Origin of the sequence: Sphingorhabdus sp. EL138, from assembly GCF_945890115.1 — a bacterium.
Lineage (GTDB): Bacteria > Pseudomonadota > Alphaproteobacteria > Sphingomonadales > Sphingomonadaceae > Sphingorhabdus_B.
On the sequence record NZ_CAMDCK010000001.1, the window covers coordinates 125829 to 144515 of the forward strand.

Genomic DNA, 18687 nt, shown 5'->3' on the forward strand with positions numbered 1-18687 from the left:
CCCTTAGTGGCATCTCACTTTCCTATAATAGGAAGGATGCAGCCACTCCTTCGCCCGACCCCCACCAAAGTCGCCTCCCTTCTGCTTGGGCGCGATCGCTTTGCCTTAGCTATCGCGCGCGTGTGGCGCGCCGCGCGCCTCGCGCCTCTCCTCCTCGGCTCTGTTGCGATGGGTTCGGCCAACATTCCCAAATCGGAAGATGCGAACGTCGCCATTGTTATCCCGGCAGCTATCGCGACACCGGATATCTTCGCCTGGACCATCCTGCCGCCAGCCCAAGCATGGAAGAATATTGTAGCCTCGGAAGAACTTGATCGCCCCAAGGCATATTGGCAGGCCGCAATCGCCCTGCTGCACGCAGAGCAAGGCCAAGAAGCAACCGGCATGCTCGATCTGCTTGTCCGCAAGCGGCCAGACGCCGCGATGAACCCTAACTACACCTTGGCGCGCGCTCAGGCACTTGTGCTGATGCGCCGCGACGCCGACGGCCTTGTCGCGTTAGGCGATCCGGCGCTCTTGCGCTCGCCGCAAGGCTGCCTGTGGCGCATTCGTGCATCTGCCGCGATCCCTGAGAGTCCGGACAGGACCCCAGAGTATAATTGTGCCTTGCCGGCCATCGACCGACTTTCCCCCAAATCGCAGCTGCCGTTTTTTATTGCCATGGCCCGCCACGCATACAATATTGGCCGTTACCCTCTTGGCTTAGCATGGATCGGCAAGATCAAGACCGTCGACCCCGAAGCTAAGATATTGGAGGCCAAGCTGCTCTTTGCGAGCGGCAGATCGAACGAGGCCGAAAAGGCGCTCAAAGCGGCGCAATCGACTGGGGACGAGCAAGCACGCGCCGAGGCAAGCTTCATCAAGTTGCAAAGGGCCACGCTCAACAAGTCCCAACGGCCCGCCGAAATCATCAAGGCCCTTGATAATTTGCGATATGGTTGGCGCGACCATCAGGTGGAGTTGGATGCGTTGGCCTTTGGGTTCCGCGTCGCCAGCTCCAGCAACGATCGCAAGAATTCTCTTGGCTTAGGGGCAACCTTGCTACGCAACTTCCCCGAAGAATCGCGCAGCCGCGAGATCCTTCCCGAATACCGGAAAATCCTGCTGTCGGTGCTGGATCCCGCCAATGGACTGAGCATGGATCAATCGATTGGTCTTTACTGGGAGTATCGTGACCTTGGCCCAGATGGCGCGGAGGGCGATGCCATAACTTTGAAGATCGCGCAGCGGCTTGAGGCCGCTGGACTTTATGAACGCGCCGCCCAATTGCTCCAGTATCAACTCGAAAACCGGGCGCAGGATATCGCAAAAGGGCCCATCTCGATTAAAGCGGCAATTTTGAGTGTCCGTGCGGGCCGGTATGACCAGGCCCTTCGGCTGATTACGGACAGCGAAGGTCCGCGCTATCCGGACGATATCGCGAACACGCGAAAGAAGGTTGCCGCAGTTGCCCTGACCTTGCTAGGCCGAAGGCCTGAGGCACTCGCCGCGCTGGACGAAGTTCCCGATGGCTTGGCAATCACCGCTGAAATCCTTTGGCATGATCAGCAATGGGTTGATCTTGAAGCCGCACAGGCCCTGCTTCTTAGGCGCACCGGTGCGACGTCCCCCGTCGCGCGGACCTTGATTTTCAGGCAGGCTTTGGCGCTGTCCATGCAAAGCAAAACGCCCCAGATAGCTGACCTGCGCCGTCGCTACGGTGGCGCATTCGCTGGCCAGCCGGACGGAGCAGCCTTTGATCTGCTGACGGCACCGGCTGATGGCATTGATCCCGCTGCGATCGCAGATGCGATCAAGAAGCTTCCGTCCGTGAGCCCGGCGGGTGCCTTCGGTGACCTCCTGAGCCTTGCTCCGCCGCCCAAAGCCCGTCCAGCCAAATCGGGGCGCGCGCCACCACGCGCATGAGCAAATGAAGATTAATTGCCATTAAAAGGCGATCAATCCATAATGACCCACAATGCGCATAGTTGGCGTTTCCACACACTCTCCGAGTGCGTCTTGCCGCCGCATCGGGCACCGTTTCGGGGGCCCGATTACCTCCGCACGGCCATGCGTCGATTATTATGGTAAAAATAAAAAAAATGTTTAAATTGGTGATTATTATTCGATCCGAATCGCGTTAGGTTTTTATCGTTTATAGGTCGGTCAATGGGCGCGCAATTAGCTAGAGGAGGGTTTTGTGGCACTGCAAGTCAATTCGTATAACTTCTCGCCTGCTGCCTTCAAGCCCTCAATAGGCTCAGACGTGGCATTTGCCTCTCAACGGGGTAATGTAGCGCGCACCGGTCAAACTTCATTGAACATCGCCCTGGCCTCCATTAACGGCGCTATTTCCTCGTCGGAAAATCTTGGGGACAAGTTGGGCCCAGTCGATTTGAAGATGCGCATTGAATCTCTTATCGACGAGCAGATTTCAAGCGGGGTCCTAAACGACAAGCAAGCCGCTGTGCTGCGCGCCTATTTTGGGACGGGCGTAGCTGTTCCTGAAGAAACCGACGAAGTGCCTCCGCCACCGCCACCGCCACCGCCACCGCCACCGCCAGCCATAGCTTCCGAGGCCGTGAACCAAACGGGGCGCCCCGAAAAGCGTGCGGAAGTGCCCTATCCCGGCGCGAGGCCCGATACCAAGGATCCGCTCGATCCAATCGCAGTTTTCATTCAGAAACTACGCAATGAATCTCCGACAGGTTTCAATGGGTATAATTCATTGTCCGGTGCCTCAACTGCACGTCGTGATCCGGTTCTGTTGGACATCAATGCCTGATTAATCCGTCGGCGCAAATGTGCGTTGCGTTTGGGCCGAACTGAATTATCCATTTTGCTCAAAACGCTGCGGTCGTATTTGGCGCGCAACATACCCGTTCAGCCATTCGCGGTGGGCGACGGTCGCACTCCCAGCCCGATTGATACGATCACCGGCGCGGTCTGCCCCGATCTGCGCCGCGAGCAGCTCCCGCGCTCTTCCTTCTGGAATGCCCTGCCCCAGAAACCGCTCAGCGTCCCCCCTTCCCAAGTGATGCGCAAGATAAGCGACACGGCTGATAGCATTGGTACTCCCGCCAATCGAAACGCCGGACCGCTTGAGTTTCTCCACATTATGCCGCGCATAATCCGCCGTGGCCTCGATCGAGCTTTGTGGATCGTAGCGCTGGGAAAGCAACTGATGGCGCGCACCGGGTTGCACGCGGCCATTGCCATCAAGCCAGCCTTGCCGGCGGGATAAATTATTCAGCCAAGTTCCGGCCCGCTCCGCCTCTGAAATCCAGGTGCCCGACAGGAACTGACCCAAGCCCGCCGCGCTCGACCTGGGGTTGCGCGACCAAGGGTTCCATTCTCCACCACTTCGCTTGCCGGCCTCGGCATCGACAATGGCGGCCAATGCAGAACTCGGAAGCCCCACCCGCTGCGCCGCATTCTCGACGATTGGCTGATATTTGCTGTTGGCGCCAAGGGCCGTGGTGCCTCCGCTAACCGTATCAATCTCAGGCTTGCCCAAAGGTTGTGTTGGCAAAGCTGCGAAAGGGACCGTGCCCACCGCACCCTTTCCATCGAACTGATCCGAACTCGCGACGCTTGGGTCGGCCATTAAGGACAACAATGCAGACAGGCTATAAGTTCCGCCGCCTTGAGCCAGCGGCATGTTCGCATCACGCGGCGAGTCGCCATCGGCATCACCCAAGGCCATCTGCCACAGCTTGCTTGTCACCTCAGCGCGGGCTTGCGCATAGATAAGATCGGCCTTGCGGGCGGGACTAAGGTTACGCAATTGTGTCGGGTCAATCATGCCGCAACTCCACGCTCAAGCTCGCGCGCGCGGAAGACGAACGCGACCCGGTCATCGTTCTGCGCCTGCTCAGTCCGCTCGGCGGCCAACCGCAAGGCTTCCTCATGTGTCTCTACCAATTGCTCAAGCGCCTTGCTTTCTGCAAGCACCTGCAAAAGTTCGGTGCGACGCTCTTCCAGTTCTGCGGCGGCATGGCCAATACTCTGCCTCAGGTCGGCCATCATGTCCAACATCTGCAACAGATAGAGGTCGCTGCGCATCGTAAGATCATCTACTGGCAGGTTGCTTTCATTGGCATATGCGTCCTGCGAATGGCCCAGCCGAGCTTCCAGAGTTTCGAGACCCTCCGCCGCGAACCTGAAGGCCTCAGCCGCCGCGTCTACCTCGCGCTTACGGATACGCAGGACTGCATCATAAGGAGAAGCCATCTGTCACCCCCTGTATTGCGGCAAGCGCCTGAAAGGCTTCGTCAATCGTACCCGGATCATCTTTGCCTTGGCCGAGCAACTGCTCGATCTGCGGCGCTAGCAAGATCGCGCGATCCACTTGAGGGTTCGCGCCCGAACGATAGGCTCCGAGGCGCACAATCTCCTCCATATCACCAAAGAGCGAAAGCGTTTCCCGAGCCTTCAGCCGGATGGCGTTTTCCTCGTCCGTCTGTGCCCGGGGCAGAGTCCGAGAGACGCTCTTAAGTACATCAACGGCCGGATATCGGCCCCGTTCGGCGATACGCCGGCTCATGACGACATGGCCATCGAGAATGCCCCTAACGGCATCGGCAACAGGTTCGTTATGGTCATCACCGTCCACGAGCACGGTGAATACGCCCGTGATCGAACCCTGTCCTGGAAGTCCGGGTCCTGCCCGCTCGAGCAGCCGAGGCAATTCCGCAAAAACCGTCGGCGTATAACCTTTCGTTGCAGGCGGCTCGCCGGCACCAAGTCCAATCTCCCGCTGCGCCATTGCAAAACGGGTGACCGAATCCATTAAGCAAAGAACCCGCTTACCCTCGTCCCGAAAATGCTCGGCAACCGCGAGGGTCGTCCACGCTGCCTGTCTGCGCAGCAAGGCGGACTCATCCGATGTTGCGACAACCACAACGCTGCGCGCTAGGCCTTCCGGGCCAAGATCATCTTCTATGAATTCCTGAACCTCACGGCCCCGCTCACCGATCAGCCCGATGACGGCGACATCACAGTCGCACCACCGCGCAAGCATCGAGAGCATGACCGACTTGCCGACGCCCGAACCTGCGAACAGCCCCAGCCGCTGGCCCTCACACAGGGGCACGAATAAATCGAGCACCCGAACACCTGTCTGCATGCGCGCACCTACTCTCGCACGGTTCGCGGCGGGAGGAGGAAGGCTCTTGATCGCGCGCGGTTCGCGGCCTTGTGTAATTGGTCCCTTGCCGTCGACCGGCTCACCGAGCCCATTGATGACCCTGCCCAGCCAAAGCGAAGATGGCCGCAGTTCGAATTTGCTCGCCTGGAGTTCAGCGTACATCCCGATAGAGACGCCTTGCGTGTCGGAAAATGACATGCATTGCGCCTGACCGCGATCAAACCCGACCACTTCAACCTGAAAGGGACCGTCCGGTGTCATGATCGAGAGATGAGAACCCGTGCGCGCCGCCCCATCGAGCCCGGCAACTTCGATCATGTTGCCGCGTGATGCGGTGACGCGCCCATAGCGGGTATGCACAGGCATCTGGCGCAGCGAATGGGTGACATCGTTCAGGCTGAGCATATACAGAACCGAAGGCGCACCAATTTCAGACCGACGCTGCCTGTGCGTCTTCCAACGCAATCAATTCGCGGCAATCGGACAGAGCACTGTAATAGTCGGAACAGGCGACCTTATGCGCGAAACTGACGCATAGAGCAGCCGTTTCGATTGACGGCGCTTCACCAATAATTTCCCGCACGCGGACAATGATCTCGTCCTGATGACCGGCGCGCTGTTCTTCGTCAACATATGCCATCATTGTGGAGTGGTACAGTTTCCGAGCCGGCGTCGTGGCGTCTTCCGCGGACATAAACTCGCTGCCGCGCAAAATTACGGCGCGGTTCTCTATCTCAATGGTCACACGCCCGCTGGCGCGCAACACCGCGCCATTCACGATGATCCGCTCATTGTCTTTCAGATTAACCTTCAACCCCATGGGGAAATCTCCTGCTTCTAGTTCTTATAGGCAAAAATCTCCGCGACTGGGTGTTATTGGGCAACTTTTGCCGCCCTGCACAACACTTATCGGTTCTGATCCTATAATCTCTGCAGGACTAAGGAGAATTCGAATGACAGTCACTTCCTCACTTGCGGTCGGCATTGCCGGCATGACAGCCAACGCGAATGCTATGTCTGGCGTAGCCGACAATATCGCGAACCTCAATACGGCGGGCTACAAGCGCGCCTCAACTTCATTCAGCTCCCTCGTTGCCGACCAGACAGGTGGCGACGGCCGCACAGGCGGGGTAACGTCCAAGACGAACTCGCTTATCTCAAAGCAGGGCTTGATCCAAGCCAGTGCCAACCAGACAGATCTCGCAATCGACGGCAGCGGCTTTTTTGTGACGCGTTCCGGCTCGGCATCGTCTGACCAGATTACATACTCCCGCTCAGGCGCGTTTACGCCTGATCGCGATGGCTATCTTCGTAACAGCGATGGCTTGTACATTCAGGGCTGGAAACTCAGCGGCGACGGCAACATGACGGTTGCGGCAACGCTAGATACGGCAACGCCGATCCAGATTAGTGAGCTGTCCGGCACGGCTGCCCCCACAAGCAATTTCAAGATTAACGCAAACTTAGATTCTAGGGCGCCTACTGGGACGCAGTTTACCAACACCTTCACTTATTATGACTCGCTGGGTGGTTCCCGTCAGCTGAGCGTCGTGTTCACCAAGATCGCGGCTGCAAACAGTTGGGACTGTGATCTAAATGACGGCGCGACACTGCTTGGGACCGGGACACTCGCATTCAACACTAACGGCACGCTCCAAAGCGTAACAGGCGCGATAAACACTGCCACGACCGCGATCTCGATCGCTTCCGGCACTGCAGGCTCAAGCCCGCTGAAGCTTGACTTTGGCACACTCGGCCAAGCCAACGGCTTGCGCCAATTTGCCGAAAGCTCTGTCGTCGTTAACGCCTCGGCGGACGGAGGCTTTCTTCGCACCATAAGCAGTGTGGACGTCAGCCCGACCGGTCAGCTCGACGTGCTGTTTTCTGATGGCACGCGTCGTCCGTTCTATAAGCTTCCGCTTGCGACATTCCGCAATGCAGACGGCCTCACTTCGCTTGCCGGCAACGCCTATGTTGAATCTCCCGATTCAGGCTCGCCGACCATTAGTGACCCAGGTTCACTGGGTGCGGGTTCAATCAAGGCCAGTTCTCTCGAAGCCTCGAACGTCGATCTGGCTGAGGAATTCAGCAACATGATCCGCTACCAGCGTGCCTACAGCGCTTCGTCGAGGATCATCACGACTGCAGATGAAATGCTGCAGGAAGCCAACAACCTGAAGCGCTAAACATTCGCCGACGCCTGATCCGGAGATATTCCCCCAGTGCCACTGAATAACATCCTCAGTATAGCGACATCGGGAATGTCTGCGGCCCAGGCCGCAATTGACACGATTTCGAATAACGTCTCGAACGCGAGTACCCCGGGGTATACGCGCCAGCAGATCAATTTTTCTGCGAATGCGGCGGGCAAAACGCTCAACGGGGTTACCTTCAGTGCGCCCGAGCGTGTTGCCAGCCAGTTTTTGGAGAACTCGGTCTTCAATCGATCAAGCCAAGCTGGATATGACGATACGAACAACACCTATCTGGGTCAGTTACAATCGCTACTCGGCGCGCCGGACTCTAAATCCGGTCTGGGTGCCAGCTTAAACCGGGTTCAGGCGGCAGCCATTTCATTGACTGCGCCAGGTGCCGGTCAGCAAGCCACGACTGCGTTTGTCGCCACGGTTGAGGATTCGTTGCGGACGCTGCAGCAGACCGATGCCGATGTGAAGCAACTGCGGCTTGATGCCGAATCCGAAATCGCTGGCAAAGTGCCGCAGATCAACCAGCTTCTCGCCCAGATCCACGGCCTCAACCAGCAGCTCGGCAGCGTCTCGGCGGGACTGCGGAGCAATGCGGATATCGATCAGCGCGGTCTCGCGATCAAGAAGTTGAGCGATCTGGTATCCATTGCCACAACGGACAACCCCAATGGGACCGTTACGATCAAGTCCGCTAGCGGGAACGTCTTACTTGATCAGCAGCTCCGTGAACTCTCCTACGCCAGAAGTTATGATGGCGGCAGCGAAGCCTTTGGCGCTATCGGCATCAACTTTGCAGCCCAGTCGGGCCAAGCCGCAACGCCGACCGGCGAAACGATCACATCATCTGCAATTGGCGGTCAGCTGGGGGGCTTACTGAATATCAGGGACACCGAATTGCCCACAGTGCGCGACAATTTGGCGTCCTTGTCCGCAGGTTTGGCGATCGCGCTTAACAAGGCATCAAACCAGGCGAGCACAGCGCCGGCTCTGCAAACCCTTATCGGCAGGAATACCGGTCTGTTGGCGACAGATCGGCTCAACTTCACCGGCAAGACGACCTTTGCGATTACCGATGCCAGCGGCAATTTAGTTAGCAAGGCGACGATCGATCTGAGCAGTCTTGGGGCTGCTGCGACCATTCAAGACCTCGTCAACAGCATAAACAGCAGCGCCGTTGGCTCGGGGCCCGTTTCGGCAACCGCAACCTTCAGCAAGGGCACGCTCAGCATTGCATCGAATTCCTCCGCCTATGGAATAAGCCTCGTCGACGATGCAACGACCCCAGCTGATCGGGCAGGGAGCGGACTTTCGGAATTCTTTGGCCTAAATGATCTGGTACGGTCCGATAAGGCACAATTGGTGCCAACTGGGCTGACCGCAACTGAGCCGCATAGTTTTACAGGTTCAACCAGCCTAATGCTGCGCGACAGCACGGGCCGGGTGCTCGCGACGCAAACTATCGATTTCGACAACCCATCCTTGACGGGAGTCCAGGATGTCCTGACGGCTCTGGGGGCCGGGGAACTTAGCCCGTTCGGATCCTTCTCGCTCGACAGCAAGGGACGGTTTGCCTTCACGCCATCCCTTACTGCACAAGGCGCGCGGATTGCCGTTTCCGATGACACCAGTGCCCGAGGGGACACAGGCGTCTCATTCGGTTCGCTGAGCGGTTTCTCCAACGCCGCTCTGTCACCAAGCAACTTCTATGTGCGCAAGGATATCAGTGTCAGCGCCAACAAACTTCCGATGGCGACCCTGTCTGCATCTGCGACAGTGGGCGCTATAGCCCTTGGGAATTCCGACCGAGGCGGCCTGAGCAATTATCTTGTCCAACTCGATAAGGAGGTCAGCGTTGGCAGCCGGTCGCCTGCCCGCCTTCAGGACGCGCTCAATGGAACTATAGCGCAAATCTCGTTGCGGGCCGATATCGTTCAGCGCCAGTTTCAAGATAGTTCCTCACGCCTCTCCGACGCCGTCAAGCGACGCGACGCGGTGAGCGGCGTAAATGTCGATGAAGAGCTTGCCAGTCTTGTAATTTTTCAAAACAGCTACGCCGCATCTGCCCGCGTCATTTCAACGACGCAGCAGATGTATGACACCCTCCTTTCCATGATCAGATAAGGCCACTATTATGACCCGCGTCTCCTCAAACAGCATCCAGCAAAGCACAATCGAGTCGATCGCGCGCGCGCAGGAAAAGATGGCCAGCCTCCAGTTGCAGCTTGCCACCGGCAAGAAGGCCAACACATACCGCGACCTTGGCGCCGACACGACAAAGACCTTGACGGCTCGAACCGCGCTAGATCGGACGCAGGCGTTTCAGGGCGCCAGTAAGCAACTCACGAACACCCTCAATCTCTATGATATCAAGTTCGGCCAACTGAACACCCTTGGCGACAATCTGAAATCCGAACTGGCGCAAAAGAGCGATGGGAACAGCGCGCCACTGCAGACGGCGGTCGAACAGGCTTTTACCGAGTTTCGGAGCGTTCTTCTGTCTGATGATGCTGGGTTTTCAATGTTTTTGCCGCCGAAGGGAGGGGGCGACGCTTTCAAACTAACCGCCCTGACCGACGCGGCGCTGTTAGCGGGTGAGACACCCGAACAGGCAGACGACCGAGCATTCGGGACGACTACGGGCAATAACAGTGCGCTCGTCGCCGAGGGCGTTTCGATGGCCTACGGGGCCGACGCGCGCACGACCGGCTCTCAAATGCTAGCGGCCTTCAGAACAATAGCGAATGAATTGCCGCTCTCGAGCCCGCTGACGTCGGCTCAGTCCTCAGCGATTGATGCTGCCGTTAGCCAGATCAACCAGGCCCAGCTCGGCATTAATGCGCTGACGTCTCAGAACGGCGCGAATGTTGCACGGCTTGAAGACATTAATGACCTCGCCAATCGCCGCACCGAGACGCTCCAGCTGATCGTATCAAGCTTCGAAGATGCAAACATCCCTGAAGTGGCAAGCAAGATATCACAACAAAAGAGCCTACTTGAATCTTCATACGCCCTATTCTCGCAGCTTTCTGGGCTTTCTCTAGTTAACTATCTGAGAAATTGATACGTTTTTAGAAAGACTGTGCATCCAACATGTTAAATGTAATTGGCTTCATTATCATCTTTGGCTGCGTATTTGGTGGCTATGCTATGGCAGGCGGCAAGATGGGTATCGTACTTGCGGCACTGCCGCACGAAATGTTGACCATCGGCGGTGCGACCGTCGGGGCACTGCTCGTTGGCAATCAAATGAATATCGTCAAGCAGTGCGGCACTGGCATAGTGCGCGTGTTCAAGGCGCCGCGTTTCCAACGCAAGGAATACACCCAGCTTCTTTGCTTGATGTTCGAGCTGCTAATGACCTTCAGAAAGGGCGGCGCGACCGTCCTCGAGCCGCATCTGGATGCCCCTAAGGACAGCAACATATTCACGCGCTACCCCGCCGTGCTTGCGGATCACCATCTGTGCGATTTCATCTGCGACTATTTGCGGCTCATGACCCTTAACTTCGAGGATCCGAACCAGCTCTCCGAAGTAATGGACAATGACATCGCGCGCATCCACGAGGAAGAGCTTGGTCCGCACATGGCGCTGCAGTCGGTTGCAGACGCTTTGCCCGCGATCGGCATCGTCGCTGCTGTGCTTGGCGTGATTAAAACTATGAGCTCCATCGACCAGCCTGTTGAAATTCTCGGTGCAATGATAGGTGGCGCGCTCGTCGGGACATTTCTCGGCGTGCTCCTGAGTTATTGCTTCGTCGGGCCGATTTCGCAAAAGCTTAAGCAGGTCGTTGAACTTGAGGGACTGTCCTTCAGCGTTGCCAAAACTGCGATCATTGCCTACGCGAACAAGCTTGCTCCGCCCGTGGCGATAGAGATTGCGCGGCGCATGGCGCCCGGCGTCTATGCCCCCTCTTTTGCCGAACTCGATGCAGAGCTAGAAACGGTCCGTTCGGAAATGAGCGCCAAATGAGTGCAGCGAATGAACGCCCAATTGTAATCCGACGGGTCAAGCGCGGTGGCCATGGTGGGCACCATGGCGGCTCCTGGAAAGTTGCTTACGCTGACTTTGTGACCGCAATGATGGCCTTTTTCATGCTTCTGTGGCTCATCTCGACCCCTGACAAAGCAAAGCTGAAGGGGCTCGCTGAATATTTCACACCCAATTCTCCCTCTCCATCGAGGCCCATGGGGGCGTCAGGCACCCAGAAATCGCAATCCGGTGCGGGCAATACGCAGAGCAAAAATTCAAGCCCGACCGCCAGCCAGAAACGCAGCGGGTCGAGCACGCAAGTCAGGATGATAGCGTCCGATATCAAGACCGCTATCGTAACGTCGCCACAGCTCAATAGCGGGCCTTCCAATCTCCTGCTTGAGCCGACACCCGATGGTGTGCGGATCAACCTGATGGACACCGCAACCCGCACGATGTTCAAAGCGAATACGGCTGTCCTCAACGAATATGCCGAACAGCTCCTTGCCGTCATCAGCAGGAAGATTATCCGCTCGAAAGTTAAGATTAGCGTTGAGGGACATACTTTGCCGACTACCTCCGGAGGTGCGGGCAATTGGTCGCTTTCCTCAAGACGCGCGCAAGCGGCGATGCAGGCGATGAATGATAATGGCATCGCCAGCGATCGATTTGTCGAGGTTATCGCTCTGGCAGGGACGCGGCCAATCTATCCTGACCAGCCGACAAGAGCGGAAAATCGTCGGGTCACTGTAGTTTTGCTCAATGAAGCCGGGTCCCTTCCCGGTGATGCCAGTTTCAAATTCTAAGGCGAAAATGAAACATATCATCATTCCAGTCGCTAGCCTGATTGCCGGCCTCGCGCTCGGTGCGGGCGGCATGTTCTTCTATGAGCGCCAATTTGGCGCCGCACCGGTGCAGGCAAAAGCCGCACCTTCCCCGTCGCGGGAAGACAGCGAGATATTGCCGGCCTTCAAAGTCCGCGCGCCTATCGTGGCGGGTGATGGAACGTTAGAGACTTATGTTGTGTTCACAGTGCAATTGGCCGTCGCAAAGACAGCCGCTGAAACAGCTCCGGAACAGCTCCCGGTGATACTGAATGAAATCAACATGCGCACCTATGAAGCGCCCTTGGCGCAAGGGCCGGATGGCAGAATGCCGAGCGTCAAGATATTCCGAGATCTTGTTTTAGCGGCTGCTAAACCGATTTTGGGGCAGGGCGTGTTGACCAATGTCATGGTGACGGATGTCGTAATAGGCCAAACGGAACCGCTCTGAAAAATCTTTGAGTTGCCATTGCAACATTGTCCGACGCTAGCATTCAGAAATGTGGGATCTGTCCGGCAATTACGTCAACGCGGCTTTAACTGCCCAACCCTGCGGCCTCGACGCTGTGTTTCGCAAGCTCTACCTGAGCGCGCAAGCTGATTTCGCGCATGAGCGCTTGAACCGAAGGATCTGAATGTTCACCTTGTTCAGAAAGCCATGATGTCAGACCCTTCAGCGCGCTTGGGTTCCGGTTCCCTTGCAAAGCTTCAGTATGCAAGCTTTCGAGATGGCCGAGCCCCTCGTCTGCATCCTTTACCAAACGCTTTCTGTGTTCCCTGTCTTCGCCGCCGCCAGCAATGGTCATGAGCATGTCGACAGAGAATGTGCCCCGCGCCGCGGCGGCCGACCTTATTGTGTGCGTGCTTACTGCCGAAGCAGTAGGATCACTAGTTGGTGCAAAAATTTCCGGCGCGGCTTTTGAACCGGTACGGCCGACTGCGGTTGCAGGCGGGGTAAAAGCAAAAGGATTGGGAGCAGTAATACGCATATCATCTTTATAGGAGCATTATTCGTTCAATAGTGACCACTGGGAAAATTCTTCCAAAAAGACCGAACGAGAAAAATTTGCCGCCAAAAAATTTTTCCGGAACTAACACCAGGACATTTTTTCCTATAAAGAGGTATGAACAGTCACAGTATTCGTTTCCGGCTCCAGCTAGGCTTGCATTATCTGGTGGGTATCTTTGCCTTACTCGCAGCGATGAGTTCGCCAGCTTTAGCCAACTCGCGCATCAAGGACATAGCCGACTTCGAGAATATCCGGACTAACCAACTGGTCGGGTACGGGCTGGTTGTTGGCCTCGCAGGCACAGGTGACAAAATCCGAAACGCGCCCTTCACCGAAGAATCGATGAAAGGCATGCTGGAGCGCATGGGCATCAATGTCCGCGGCGCAGATATGAAGGTCCAAAATGTCGCCGCCGTAGTTGTCACGGCAACCATGCCGGCCTTCGCGCGCCCTGGCTCGCGAGTCGACGTTCTGGTGTCCGCCATTGGAGACGCGTCAAGCCTGCAGGGCGGCATGCTCATTGTCTCTTCGCTACGCGGACTGGACGGAGAAGTTTATGCTGTCGCGCAGGGGCCCATTGCGGTGTCCGGCTTCAAGGCCCAAGGCGCAGGCGCATCGATCATCCGCGGCGTTGCAACGCACGGACATATTGCCGAAGGCGGCATTATCGAACGAGAGGTGGCCTTCAGGCTTAACTCGATGGATGTTTTGAATCTCGCCTTGCGAAATCCTGATTTCACAACTGCACGACATGTTGCCGAGGCGATCAACCGGGCCATTCCGAATGCCGCAGAAATGCTTGATCCCGGCACTGTCCAGATAAAAGCGAACGGCCAAGCCATGGCCCAGCTTCTAAGCCGCATCGAAAATCTGGAGGTTCAGGTGGACCAGTTGGCCCGTGTGATCATCGATGAATCTTCGGGTACTATCGTCATGGGGCAAAATGTCCGCATCAGCCCGGTGGCAATCGCCCAAGGCGCGCTAACCATCACGGTGTCTGAAAACAGCGTCGTCTCTCAACCCAATCCCCTATCGACCGGCGAGACCGTAGTGCTCCCTGCAACGCAGATTACAGTTGACGACGGGCAAGGTAAAAAGCTGGCGGTCCTTGATGAGGGCGTTTCACTGCGCTCGTTGGTCAAAGGTCTGAACGCCCTCGGGGTAAGCCCGCGCGATCTGATAACGATCTTTCAGGCCATTAAAGCGGCGGGCGCCCTTCAAGCAGAGGTGGTCGTGCAATGAGTAGTTCGGTTAACGCTTCGCCATTTGTCTCTGGACCGGCCCAGCCCGTTGTTCAGGTTCCCAATATCGAAAACTTGCAAAAGCAAGCACGTGATTTTGAAGCCGTGTTCGCGGGTAAGTTAATCAACACGATGCTTTCAACAGTCGAAAAAGGCGATTTTTCGGGCGGGAGCGCAGAAGAGACCTTCCAAGGCATTTTGGGTGAACGGATGGGTGAAGCTTTGGCTGCTCAGGGTGGCTTTGGCATCGCACCTTCGGTTCTGGCACAACTTATTCGGTTGCAGGGAAATTCGCATGAGTGATGAAGTGCTGGAATTACTGACAGATCTTCAGGAAGTGATCACCCAAGAAAACGGGATCCTTGGGGAATATCCCTATGATGGGCTGGCAACAGTGGTGGACACAAAGGCGCGCCTGACCACTCGGCTCGAGACCGTGCTTATGCACCAGAATAGGGAAACGCCGCAGTGGCTGGAGCAAATGGACCTTCCGCGTAAACGGCAGCTTCGCGCCAGCATCGAACAATTGTCCGCCGGTACGTCTCTCAACGAGCGACTACTCAAACGTAAGATCGAACAGTCGGGTGAAATGATAGCATTTGTTGCAGGCGAAGCCCGGCGAATGGCAAACAATCACAGCTCTACCTATACGTCGCATGGCTCCTTGGACCGTCGAGACATTGCGACCCCCCTGTCGGTAAATACGACTAGCTAATGGCCGCTATTCAACGCATATTTTTCTCAGGAGCAATGCATGCTTGACGCATACCGGCGCAATCAACTCAATGCCGAGCATCCCCGGTCTATGGAGCGACGGCTCCTTGCAGAGATTACCAGCGAAATGATTTCAGCTGCAGACCAAGGTCTCTTAGGGTCGGCGCTCATGCCATCGTTGCACCGCAACCGCGAGCTCTGGTCGGTCTGGTCGGCCACTTGCCTTGACAATGACAACGCCTTGCCGCCCGAGATCCGTGCGACGATCGTGTCTTTGGCGTTGTGGGTAGGCCGCTTCACCAGTGAAGTCGTCGCTGGACGAGAAGAAATCGAACCGCTGGTCAGCGTCAACCGTTCGGTCATCGCAGCCCTCGCCTGAACAAAGGCGTCTAGGACCAATCAGCATCCACTTGGTCGGACATATTCCACGCACAAGAGCACCTTTCGTCTGGAGAAGATAGGGTGCAACATTTGCCTCCTAGCTTGCCCACGACGATATCCGCAGATGGGGGGGGCTAATATGCGGCCAATCGGAGCGGACACAGATCTGCGATCTGGGGGGCAATGGGGGACATGTTCGTCGACGCAATCAACCTAAAGCGCGTTGCGGCGAGAATCACCTGCGACACCGTCCGATGATTCGCATGAGGCGGACCCAGCGGCAGGAAAATTTGGTCAAATCGACCAGCTAAAGGCAAATGTTGCCGCACAAAATCAGAAATCAGCGATATTTGTCCTCAATGTGAGAAGATATTGTAAGCCGACTAACGTAACAATTATGTTGCCGCTGGAAGTAAAAATACGGCGTAGCGACGCAAATCTAAGACAAATTACACTCATTATGGCACTTTATACCGCCATAATGAGTGTAATAACCAAGCCATATCTGATAATATTACTTCAATTTGATGATAATAACTGTAGTAGAAGTACAAATAATTGCTTTTAGACAAGCTTACCAAACCGTCAAAAGTAGGTTAGCAAAATGTCTAAAGCGATTTCCAATCTTGAGTCACTGGTGCAAAATGTCATGGCCTGTTTACCAGATGAGGCAGGTGATTTCGCCTCGCCTGCCCAACGTTCGGCTTATAACCGAGGGTTCGAGAGACTTCTTCGCGCTCTTCGCCCGCGCATCAGCTATTTCATCCGCCGTTACGGGCTTCTCGGTCATTGGGAAGATGCCGAACAAGTCGGTGCGATGGCCGTCCATCGCGCGATCGCCGGCTACAACCCGGAGAAAGCGCAGTTCACCACATTTGTGAATTGGCAAATCAGGGGCGATATGCAGGGCCTTAGATACACAGTGATGGTTGACCAGCGCGCACCAGCCAAAAAGGTCAAAGCGTCAACTGTTTCCCTGCAGTCGCTGATGTCGAAAGCGGATGGCCAGGATGAGTACCAGTTTGATATCGAAGATGATTCTGCCCTTGCCATGGTTGAGCGTTCTGCAGAAAACCATCTTGCAAAAAAGACTATGAACGCCCTTCTCGATAGCGTCACAAAGCGCATGACCGAGGCGGGGACGCGCGATCTGCTTTGCAAGCAGGGACCGACCGCCACTCGGAAGCCGGGTGTTGCTATGCTAAAGGTCAACTCGATTGATCCCGATCAGCTGCGCCAGCTGGAGGTATGTGTTGCCGAAAGCCGCAAAGTCATCATCAGGAAGATGTTCGAAATGGATGCTGCTGGCAATAGCGACGTAGCGAGCGAGCCGAGCCCCGAGCGCGCCCGACATTTGGCCAGAAAGGCCGCTGCAATGATGCGAGAAATCATCGCAGAGGAAAGCCAGTTTGCGCTTCTCGCCGATAGCCTGCCGCCACTGGATGTTCTCAAAACGCGTCGTCCGGCCAATCGTAGCACCGCGCGGGGACGTCAGGCAAGTGTAGCGAAGCTGCCCGTGCGCAGCTCCGTCCCAACGAAAAATGTGTCCCTTGCCATTTGATCAGGCCCAGATAAATGCCACGCGAAGTTTCGGCCTGCCGACCAGCGCCCTGAAATCTATGGCGCTGGTCGGCGTTGGCTTGCACTCCCTTGATCAATTGACCGTCCTTCAAGCGGGTAAGCTGCTCGCGCTCGAAGCTACCTTTGTGGAACAGTGCAGCCTCAGTTCGCTTGTGGTGCACTTGGACCGTCCGACGGTTATTGTCGTGAGCTTCGAGGACAATTCCATCGGCGAAGTGGCCGAAGACCTGGCAGTCACAATGTTTTCAGCCACGCAACCGATCGGCCTGATTGCAGTGAGCCAAGAGCGGCAAGATCTCCATAGGCTTATGGATCTGGCCCCGAGCGCTATACGAAAAATGGCGCACCCATTATCTTATTCCGAAACGTTGATGCACTTCATTTATTATTACGAGAATTTATTCAGCGAAAAATTGATCAGAAGCCAGAAAAACGACGATACAATAAAGCAATTTATTCAGAATAGTTTGAAGAGAGAAAAATTTCATACATTCTGCAACTGGCTTCGCCTTATCCGCAAGGCACGTGAATCCTTCTTCCCCGTTGAATGGCTAAGCGATCCTATTTGGGACATCATGATTGCCCTTGCTTTGGCCAAGGTTGAAGGGCGCATAACGCCAGTATCAAACATCGGGCTGGAGGCGAATGTTCCCGTCAGCACGGCACTGCGAAAGCTCAAGGAAATCGAGGCACGGGGCTTCGTCAATCGCTGGCCTGATCCCAAAGACAAGCGACGCGAATATGTCGAATTGTCTGAATTGGGAATGCAAAAATTTTCGGAGTTTGTTGAAGTTGTATGGGACAGATGTGCAGAAACTGGATTTATGTAAATGCCGGTTTAGAGGCAATCTGCAATTATCTTGTTGAAATCGGCGCGACTGAGAAGCCATTTGAATGCCAAACCGATATCAAGGCTTGCCACTAAAGCCTTGCCAAGCAACCGCGCCGTTCAGCTATATCCCCGAAACGGCGATTAATGAACTGACAGGCAACTTGGCGCCGCCGTTCAAGCCCAAAACCACCTGACCACCCGACATCTCGACCGAACTGACGGTACCCGTCGAACTCACTTGCACAGGAACGGTCGCCCCAGTCGCATCCGTTGCAACAATGGTGAGGGAATATGGACCATTCGCAGCGCGGCCTCCGCCGACCGTCTGCCCATCCCACGCAACACGGCCTGACGCGGAGCTTGGGCTGAGCGCCATTTCCCGCACGACCCGGCCGTTGGCATCCGAGATGGTTGCGGTAATCGATGCCACAGGGCGGCTGACAGAATATGTCCAGCTTGCAGACCCACCGCTAGAATCAAGGCTAGATATCGCATTATCGAAGGTAGCCTGCCGGCCAATGTAATTGGCCGCGCCAGCCATATCTTGGCCGTTCATTCGGGTAAGGATTTGGTTCAGGACCGAGGTCTGCTGGACCGATTGCTCAACCTGCGAATACTGCGCAAGTTGCTGGGTGTATTCAGATGATTTCATCGGATCGAGCGGATCCTGATTCTTCATCTGGGTCGTCATCAGCCGCAAGAACATGTTGAAGTCCTTGCTGGTCGAATTGACGGTCTGCGTGGCGTTCGTCGTTGCCACGTTGGTTACACCGGGGACTGTTCCTACCTGAGCCATAGCA

At 56.0% G+C, this 18687-nt stretch carries 20 protein-coding genes; 14 read left to right on the plus strand and 6 right to left on the minus strand.

Features of this window, described 5'->3' with window-relative positions; all coding sequences use genetic code 11:
* Positions 1–36 precede the first annotated feature (36 nt).
* The gene (locus Q0O07_RS00715) at positions 37–1905 is read left to right on the plus strand and encodes a hypothetical protein (RefSeq protein ID WP_295489181.1); all 1869 of its coding nucleotides are present in this window, start codon (positions 37–39) and stop codon (positions 1903–1905) included.
* A 340-nt stretch (positions 1906–2245) separates the two neighbouring features.
* A complete protein-coding gene (locus tag Q0O07_RS00720) occupies positions 2246–2764 on the plus strand; it encodes a hypothetical protein (RefSeq protein ID WP_295489182.1) in 519 nt (172 codons plus the stop codon).
* Between the two features lie 45 nt (positions 2765–2809).
* On the opposite strand, the gene Q0O07_RS00725 is transcribed toward Q0O07_RS00720, so the two are convergent.
* Genes Q0O07_RS00725 through Q0O07_RS00740 form a run of 4 tightly spaced genes read right to left on the minus strand, consistent with a single transcriptional unit; the run spans position 2810 to position 5948 of the window.
* A complete protein-coding gene (locus Q0O07_RS00725) occupies positions 2810–3784 on the minus strand; it encodes a peptidoglycan-binding protein (protein ID WP_295489184.1) in 975 nt (324 codons plus the stop codon).
* Entirely contained in the window at positions 3781–4212 is a 432-nt protein-coding gene (locus tag Q0O07_RS00730) for a flagellar export protein FliJ (protein ID WP_295489186.1), read from the minus strand. Before Q0O07_RS00730 ends, Q0O07_RS00725 begins: the two co-directional genes overlap by 4 nt.
* Positions 4196–5533, minus strand: a complete 1338-nt coding sequence (fliI, locus tag Q0O07_RS00735) for a flagellar protein export ATPase FliI (RefSeq protein ID WP_295489303.1) — start codon at positions 5531–5533, stop codon at positions 4196–4198. The genes Q0O07_RS00730 and fliI overlap by 17 nt, the downstream gene beginning before the upstream one ends.
* A gap of 25 nt (positions 5534–5558) precedes the next feature.
* Complete coding sequence (locus Q0O07_RS00740; protein ID WP_295489187.1) at positions 5559–5948, minus strand: flagellar biosynthesis repressor FlbT; 390 nt, start codon at positions 5946–5948, stop codon at positions 5559–5561.
* Between the two features lie 133 nt (positions 5949–6081).
* Between Q0O07_RS00740 and Q0O07_RS00745 the strand changes: the two genes are divergently transcribed.
* From Q0O07_RS00745 to Q0O07_RS00770, 6 genes are read left to right on the plus strand one after another with little or no spacing between them, the layout of a single operon-like run.
* A complete protein-coding gene (locus Q0O07_RS00745) occupies positions 6082–7314 on the plus strand; it encodes a flagellar hook protein FlgE (RefSeq protein WP_295489188.1) in 1233 nt (410 codons plus the stop codon).
* A 36-nt stretch (positions 7315–7350) separates the two neighbouring features.
* A complete protein-coding gene (gene flgK, locus Q0O07_RS00750; protein WP_295489189.1) occupies positions 7351–9456 on the plus strand; it encodes a flagellar hook-associated protein FlgK in 2106 nt (701 codons plus the stop codon).
* A gap of 10 nt (positions 9457–9466) precedes the next feature.
* Complete coding sequence (locus tag Q0O07_RS00755; RefSeq protein WP_295489191.1) at positions 9467–10396, plus strand: flagellin; 930 nt, start codon at positions 9467–9469, stop codon at positions 10394–10396.
* A gap of 29 nt (positions 10397–10425) precedes the next feature.
* Positions 10426–11304: a flagellar motor stator protein MotA gene (motA, locus tag Q0O07_RS00760; RefSeq protein WP_295489192.1), complete on the plus strand. Its 879-nt coding sequence runs from the start codon at positions 10426–10428 to the stop codon at positions 11302–11304.
* Positions 11301–12110: a flagellar motor protein MotB gene (locus Q0O07_RS00765; RefSeq protein ID WP_295489193.1), complete on the plus strand. Its 810-nt coding sequence runs from the start codon at positions 11301–11303 to the stop codon at positions 12108–12110. Before motA ends, Q0O07_RS00765 begins: the two co-directional genes overlap by 4 nt.
* 7 nt (positions 12111–12117) lie before the next feature.
* Positions 12118–12579, plus strand: coding sequence for a hypothetical protein (locus tag Q0O07_RS00770; protein ID WP_295489194.1), 462 nt, complete (start codon positions 12118–12120; stop codon positions 12577–12579).
* Positions 12580–12664: 85 nt separating this feature from the next.
* Here Q0O07_RS00770 and Q0O07_RS00775 read toward each other — a convergent pair whose 3' ends face one another.
* Positions 12665–13117, minus strand: a complete 453-nt coding sequence (locus Q0O07_RS00775; protein ID WP_295489195.1) for a flagellar assembly protein FliX — start codon at positions 13115–13117, stop codon at positions 12665–12667.
* Positions 13118–13252: 135 nt separating this feature from the next.
* On the opposite strand from Q0O07_RS00775, the gene Q0O07_RS00780 reads away from it, so the two are divergent.
* The 6 genes from Q0O07_RS00780 to Q0O07_RS00805 all read left to right on the plus strand — a co-directional run bounded on the left by Q0O07_RS00780 (position 13253) and on the right by Q0O07_RS00805 (position 17885).
* Positions 13253–14380: a flagellar basal body P-ring protein FlgI gene (locus Q0O07_RS00780; RefSeq protein ID WP_295489196.1), complete on the plus strand. Its 1128-nt coding sequence runs from the start codon at positions 13253–13255 to the stop codon at positions 14378–14380.
* Complete coding sequence (locus Q0O07_RS00785) at positions 14377–14682, plus strand: rod-binding protein (RefSeq protein WP_295489197.1); 306 nt, start codon at positions 14377–14379, stop codon at positions 14680–14682. Before Q0O07_RS00780 ends, Q0O07_RS00785 begins: the two co-directional genes overlap by 4 nt.
* Entirely contained in the window at positions 14675–15094 is a 420-nt protein-coding gene (locus Q0O07_RS00790) for a hypothetical protein (protein ID WP_295489198.1), read from the plus strand. Before Q0O07_RS00785 ends, Q0O07_RS00790 begins: the two co-directional genes overlap by 8 nt.
* Before the next feature lie 39 nt (positions 15095–15133).
* Positions 15134–15472: a flagellar biosynthesis regulator FlaF gene (locus Q0O07_RS00795; protein WP_295489200.1), complete on the plus strand. Its 339-nt coding sequence runs from the start codon at positions 15134–15136 to the stop codon at positions 15470–15472.
* Positions 15473–16111: 639 nt separating this feature from the next.
* Positions 16112–17035 (plus strand): sigma factor, encoded by a 924-nt coding sequence (locus Q0O07_RS00800; RefSeq protein ID WP_295489201.1) that lies wholly within the window; start codon positions 16112–16114, stop codon positions 17033–17035.
* Positions 17025–17885 (plus strand): hypothetical protein, encoded by an 861-nt coding sequence (locus tag Q0O07_RS00805; protein ID WP_295489202.1) that lies wholly within the window; start codon positions 17025–17027, stop codon positions 17883–17885. The genes Q0O07_RS00800 and Q0O07_RS00805 overlap by 11 nt, the downstream gene beginning before the upstream one ends.
* Positions 17886–18008: 123 nt before the next feature.
* Here the strand turns inward: Q0O07_RS00805 and Q0O07_RS00810 are convergent, their stop codons facing one another.
* Positions 18009–18683: a flagellar hook capping FlgD N-terminal domain-containing protein gene (locus tag Q0O07_RS00810; RefSeq protein ID WP_295489203.1), complete on the minus strand. Its 675-nt coding sequence runs from the start codon at positions 18681–18683 to the stop codon at positions 18009–18011.
* Positions 18684–18687: the final 4 nt, after the last annotated feature.

Bases quoted from the DNA above. Each gene is read 5' to 3' on its own strand.
- Q0O07_RS00715 (WP_295489181.1), top strand. From the start codon at position 37: ATGCAGCCACTCCTTCGCCCGACCCCCACCAAAGTCGCCTCCCTTCTG.
- Q0O07_RS00725 (WP_295489184.1), bottom strand. From the start codon at position 3,784: ATGATTGACCCGACACAATTGCGTAACCTTAGTCCCGCCCGCAAGGCC.
- Q0O07_RS00730 (WP_295489186.1), bottom strand. From the start codon at position 4,212: ATGGCTTCTCCTTATGATGCAGTCCTGCGTATCCGTAAGCGCGAGGTA.
- fliI (WP_295489303.1), bottom strand. From the start codon at position 5,533: ATGCTCAGCCTGAACGATGTCACCCATTCGCTGCGCCAGATGCCTGTG.
- Q0O07_RS00740 (WP_295489187.1), bottom strand. From the start codon at position 5,948: ATGGGGTTGAAGGTTAATCTGAAAGACAATGAGCGGATCATCGTGAAT.
- Q0O07_RS00745 (WP_295489188.1), top strand. From the start codon at position 6,082: ATGACAGTCACTTCCTCACTTGCGGTCGGCATTGCCGGCATGACAGCC.
- Q0O07_RS00755 (WP_295489191.1), top strand. From the start codon at position 9,467: ATGACCCGCGTCTCCTCAAACAGCATCCAGCAAAGCACAATCGAGTCG.
- motA (WP_295489192.1), top strand. From the start codon at position 10,426: ATGTTAAATGTAATTGGCTTCATTATCATCTTTGGCTGCGTATTTGGT.
- Q0O07_RS00765 (WP_295489193.1), top strand. From the start codon at position 11,301: ATGAGTGCAGCGAATGAACGCCCAATTGTAATCCGACGGGTCAAGCGC.
- Q0O07_RS00770 (WP_295489194.1), top strand. From the start codon at position 12,118: ATGAAACATATCATCATTCCAGTCGCTAGCCTGATTGCCGGCCTCGCG.
- Q0O07_RS00775 (WP_295489195.1), bottom strand. From the start codon at position 13,117: ATGCGTATTACTGCTCCCAATCCTTTTGCTTTTACCCCGCCTGCAACC.
- Q0O07_RS00780 (WP_295489196.1), top strand. From the start codon at position 13,253: ATGAACAGTCACAGTATTCGTTTCCGGCTCCAGCTAGGCTTGCATTAT.
- Q0O07_RS00785 (WP_295489197.1), top strand. From the start codon at position 14,377: ATGAGTAGTTCGGTTAACGCTTCGCCATTTGTCTCTGGACCGGCCCAG.
- Q0O07_RS00790 (WP_295489198.1), top strand. From the start codon at position 14,675: ATGAGTGATGAAGTGCTGGAATTACTGACAGATCTTCAGGAAGTGATC.
- Q0O07_RS00795 (WP_295489200.1), top strand. From the start codon at position 15,134: ATGCTTGACGCATACCGGCGCAATCAACTCAATGCCGAGCATCCCCGG.
- Q0O07_RS00810 (WP_295489203.1), bottom strand. From the start codon at position 18,683: ATGGCTCAGGTAGGAACAGTCCCCGGTGTAACCAACGTGGCAACGACG.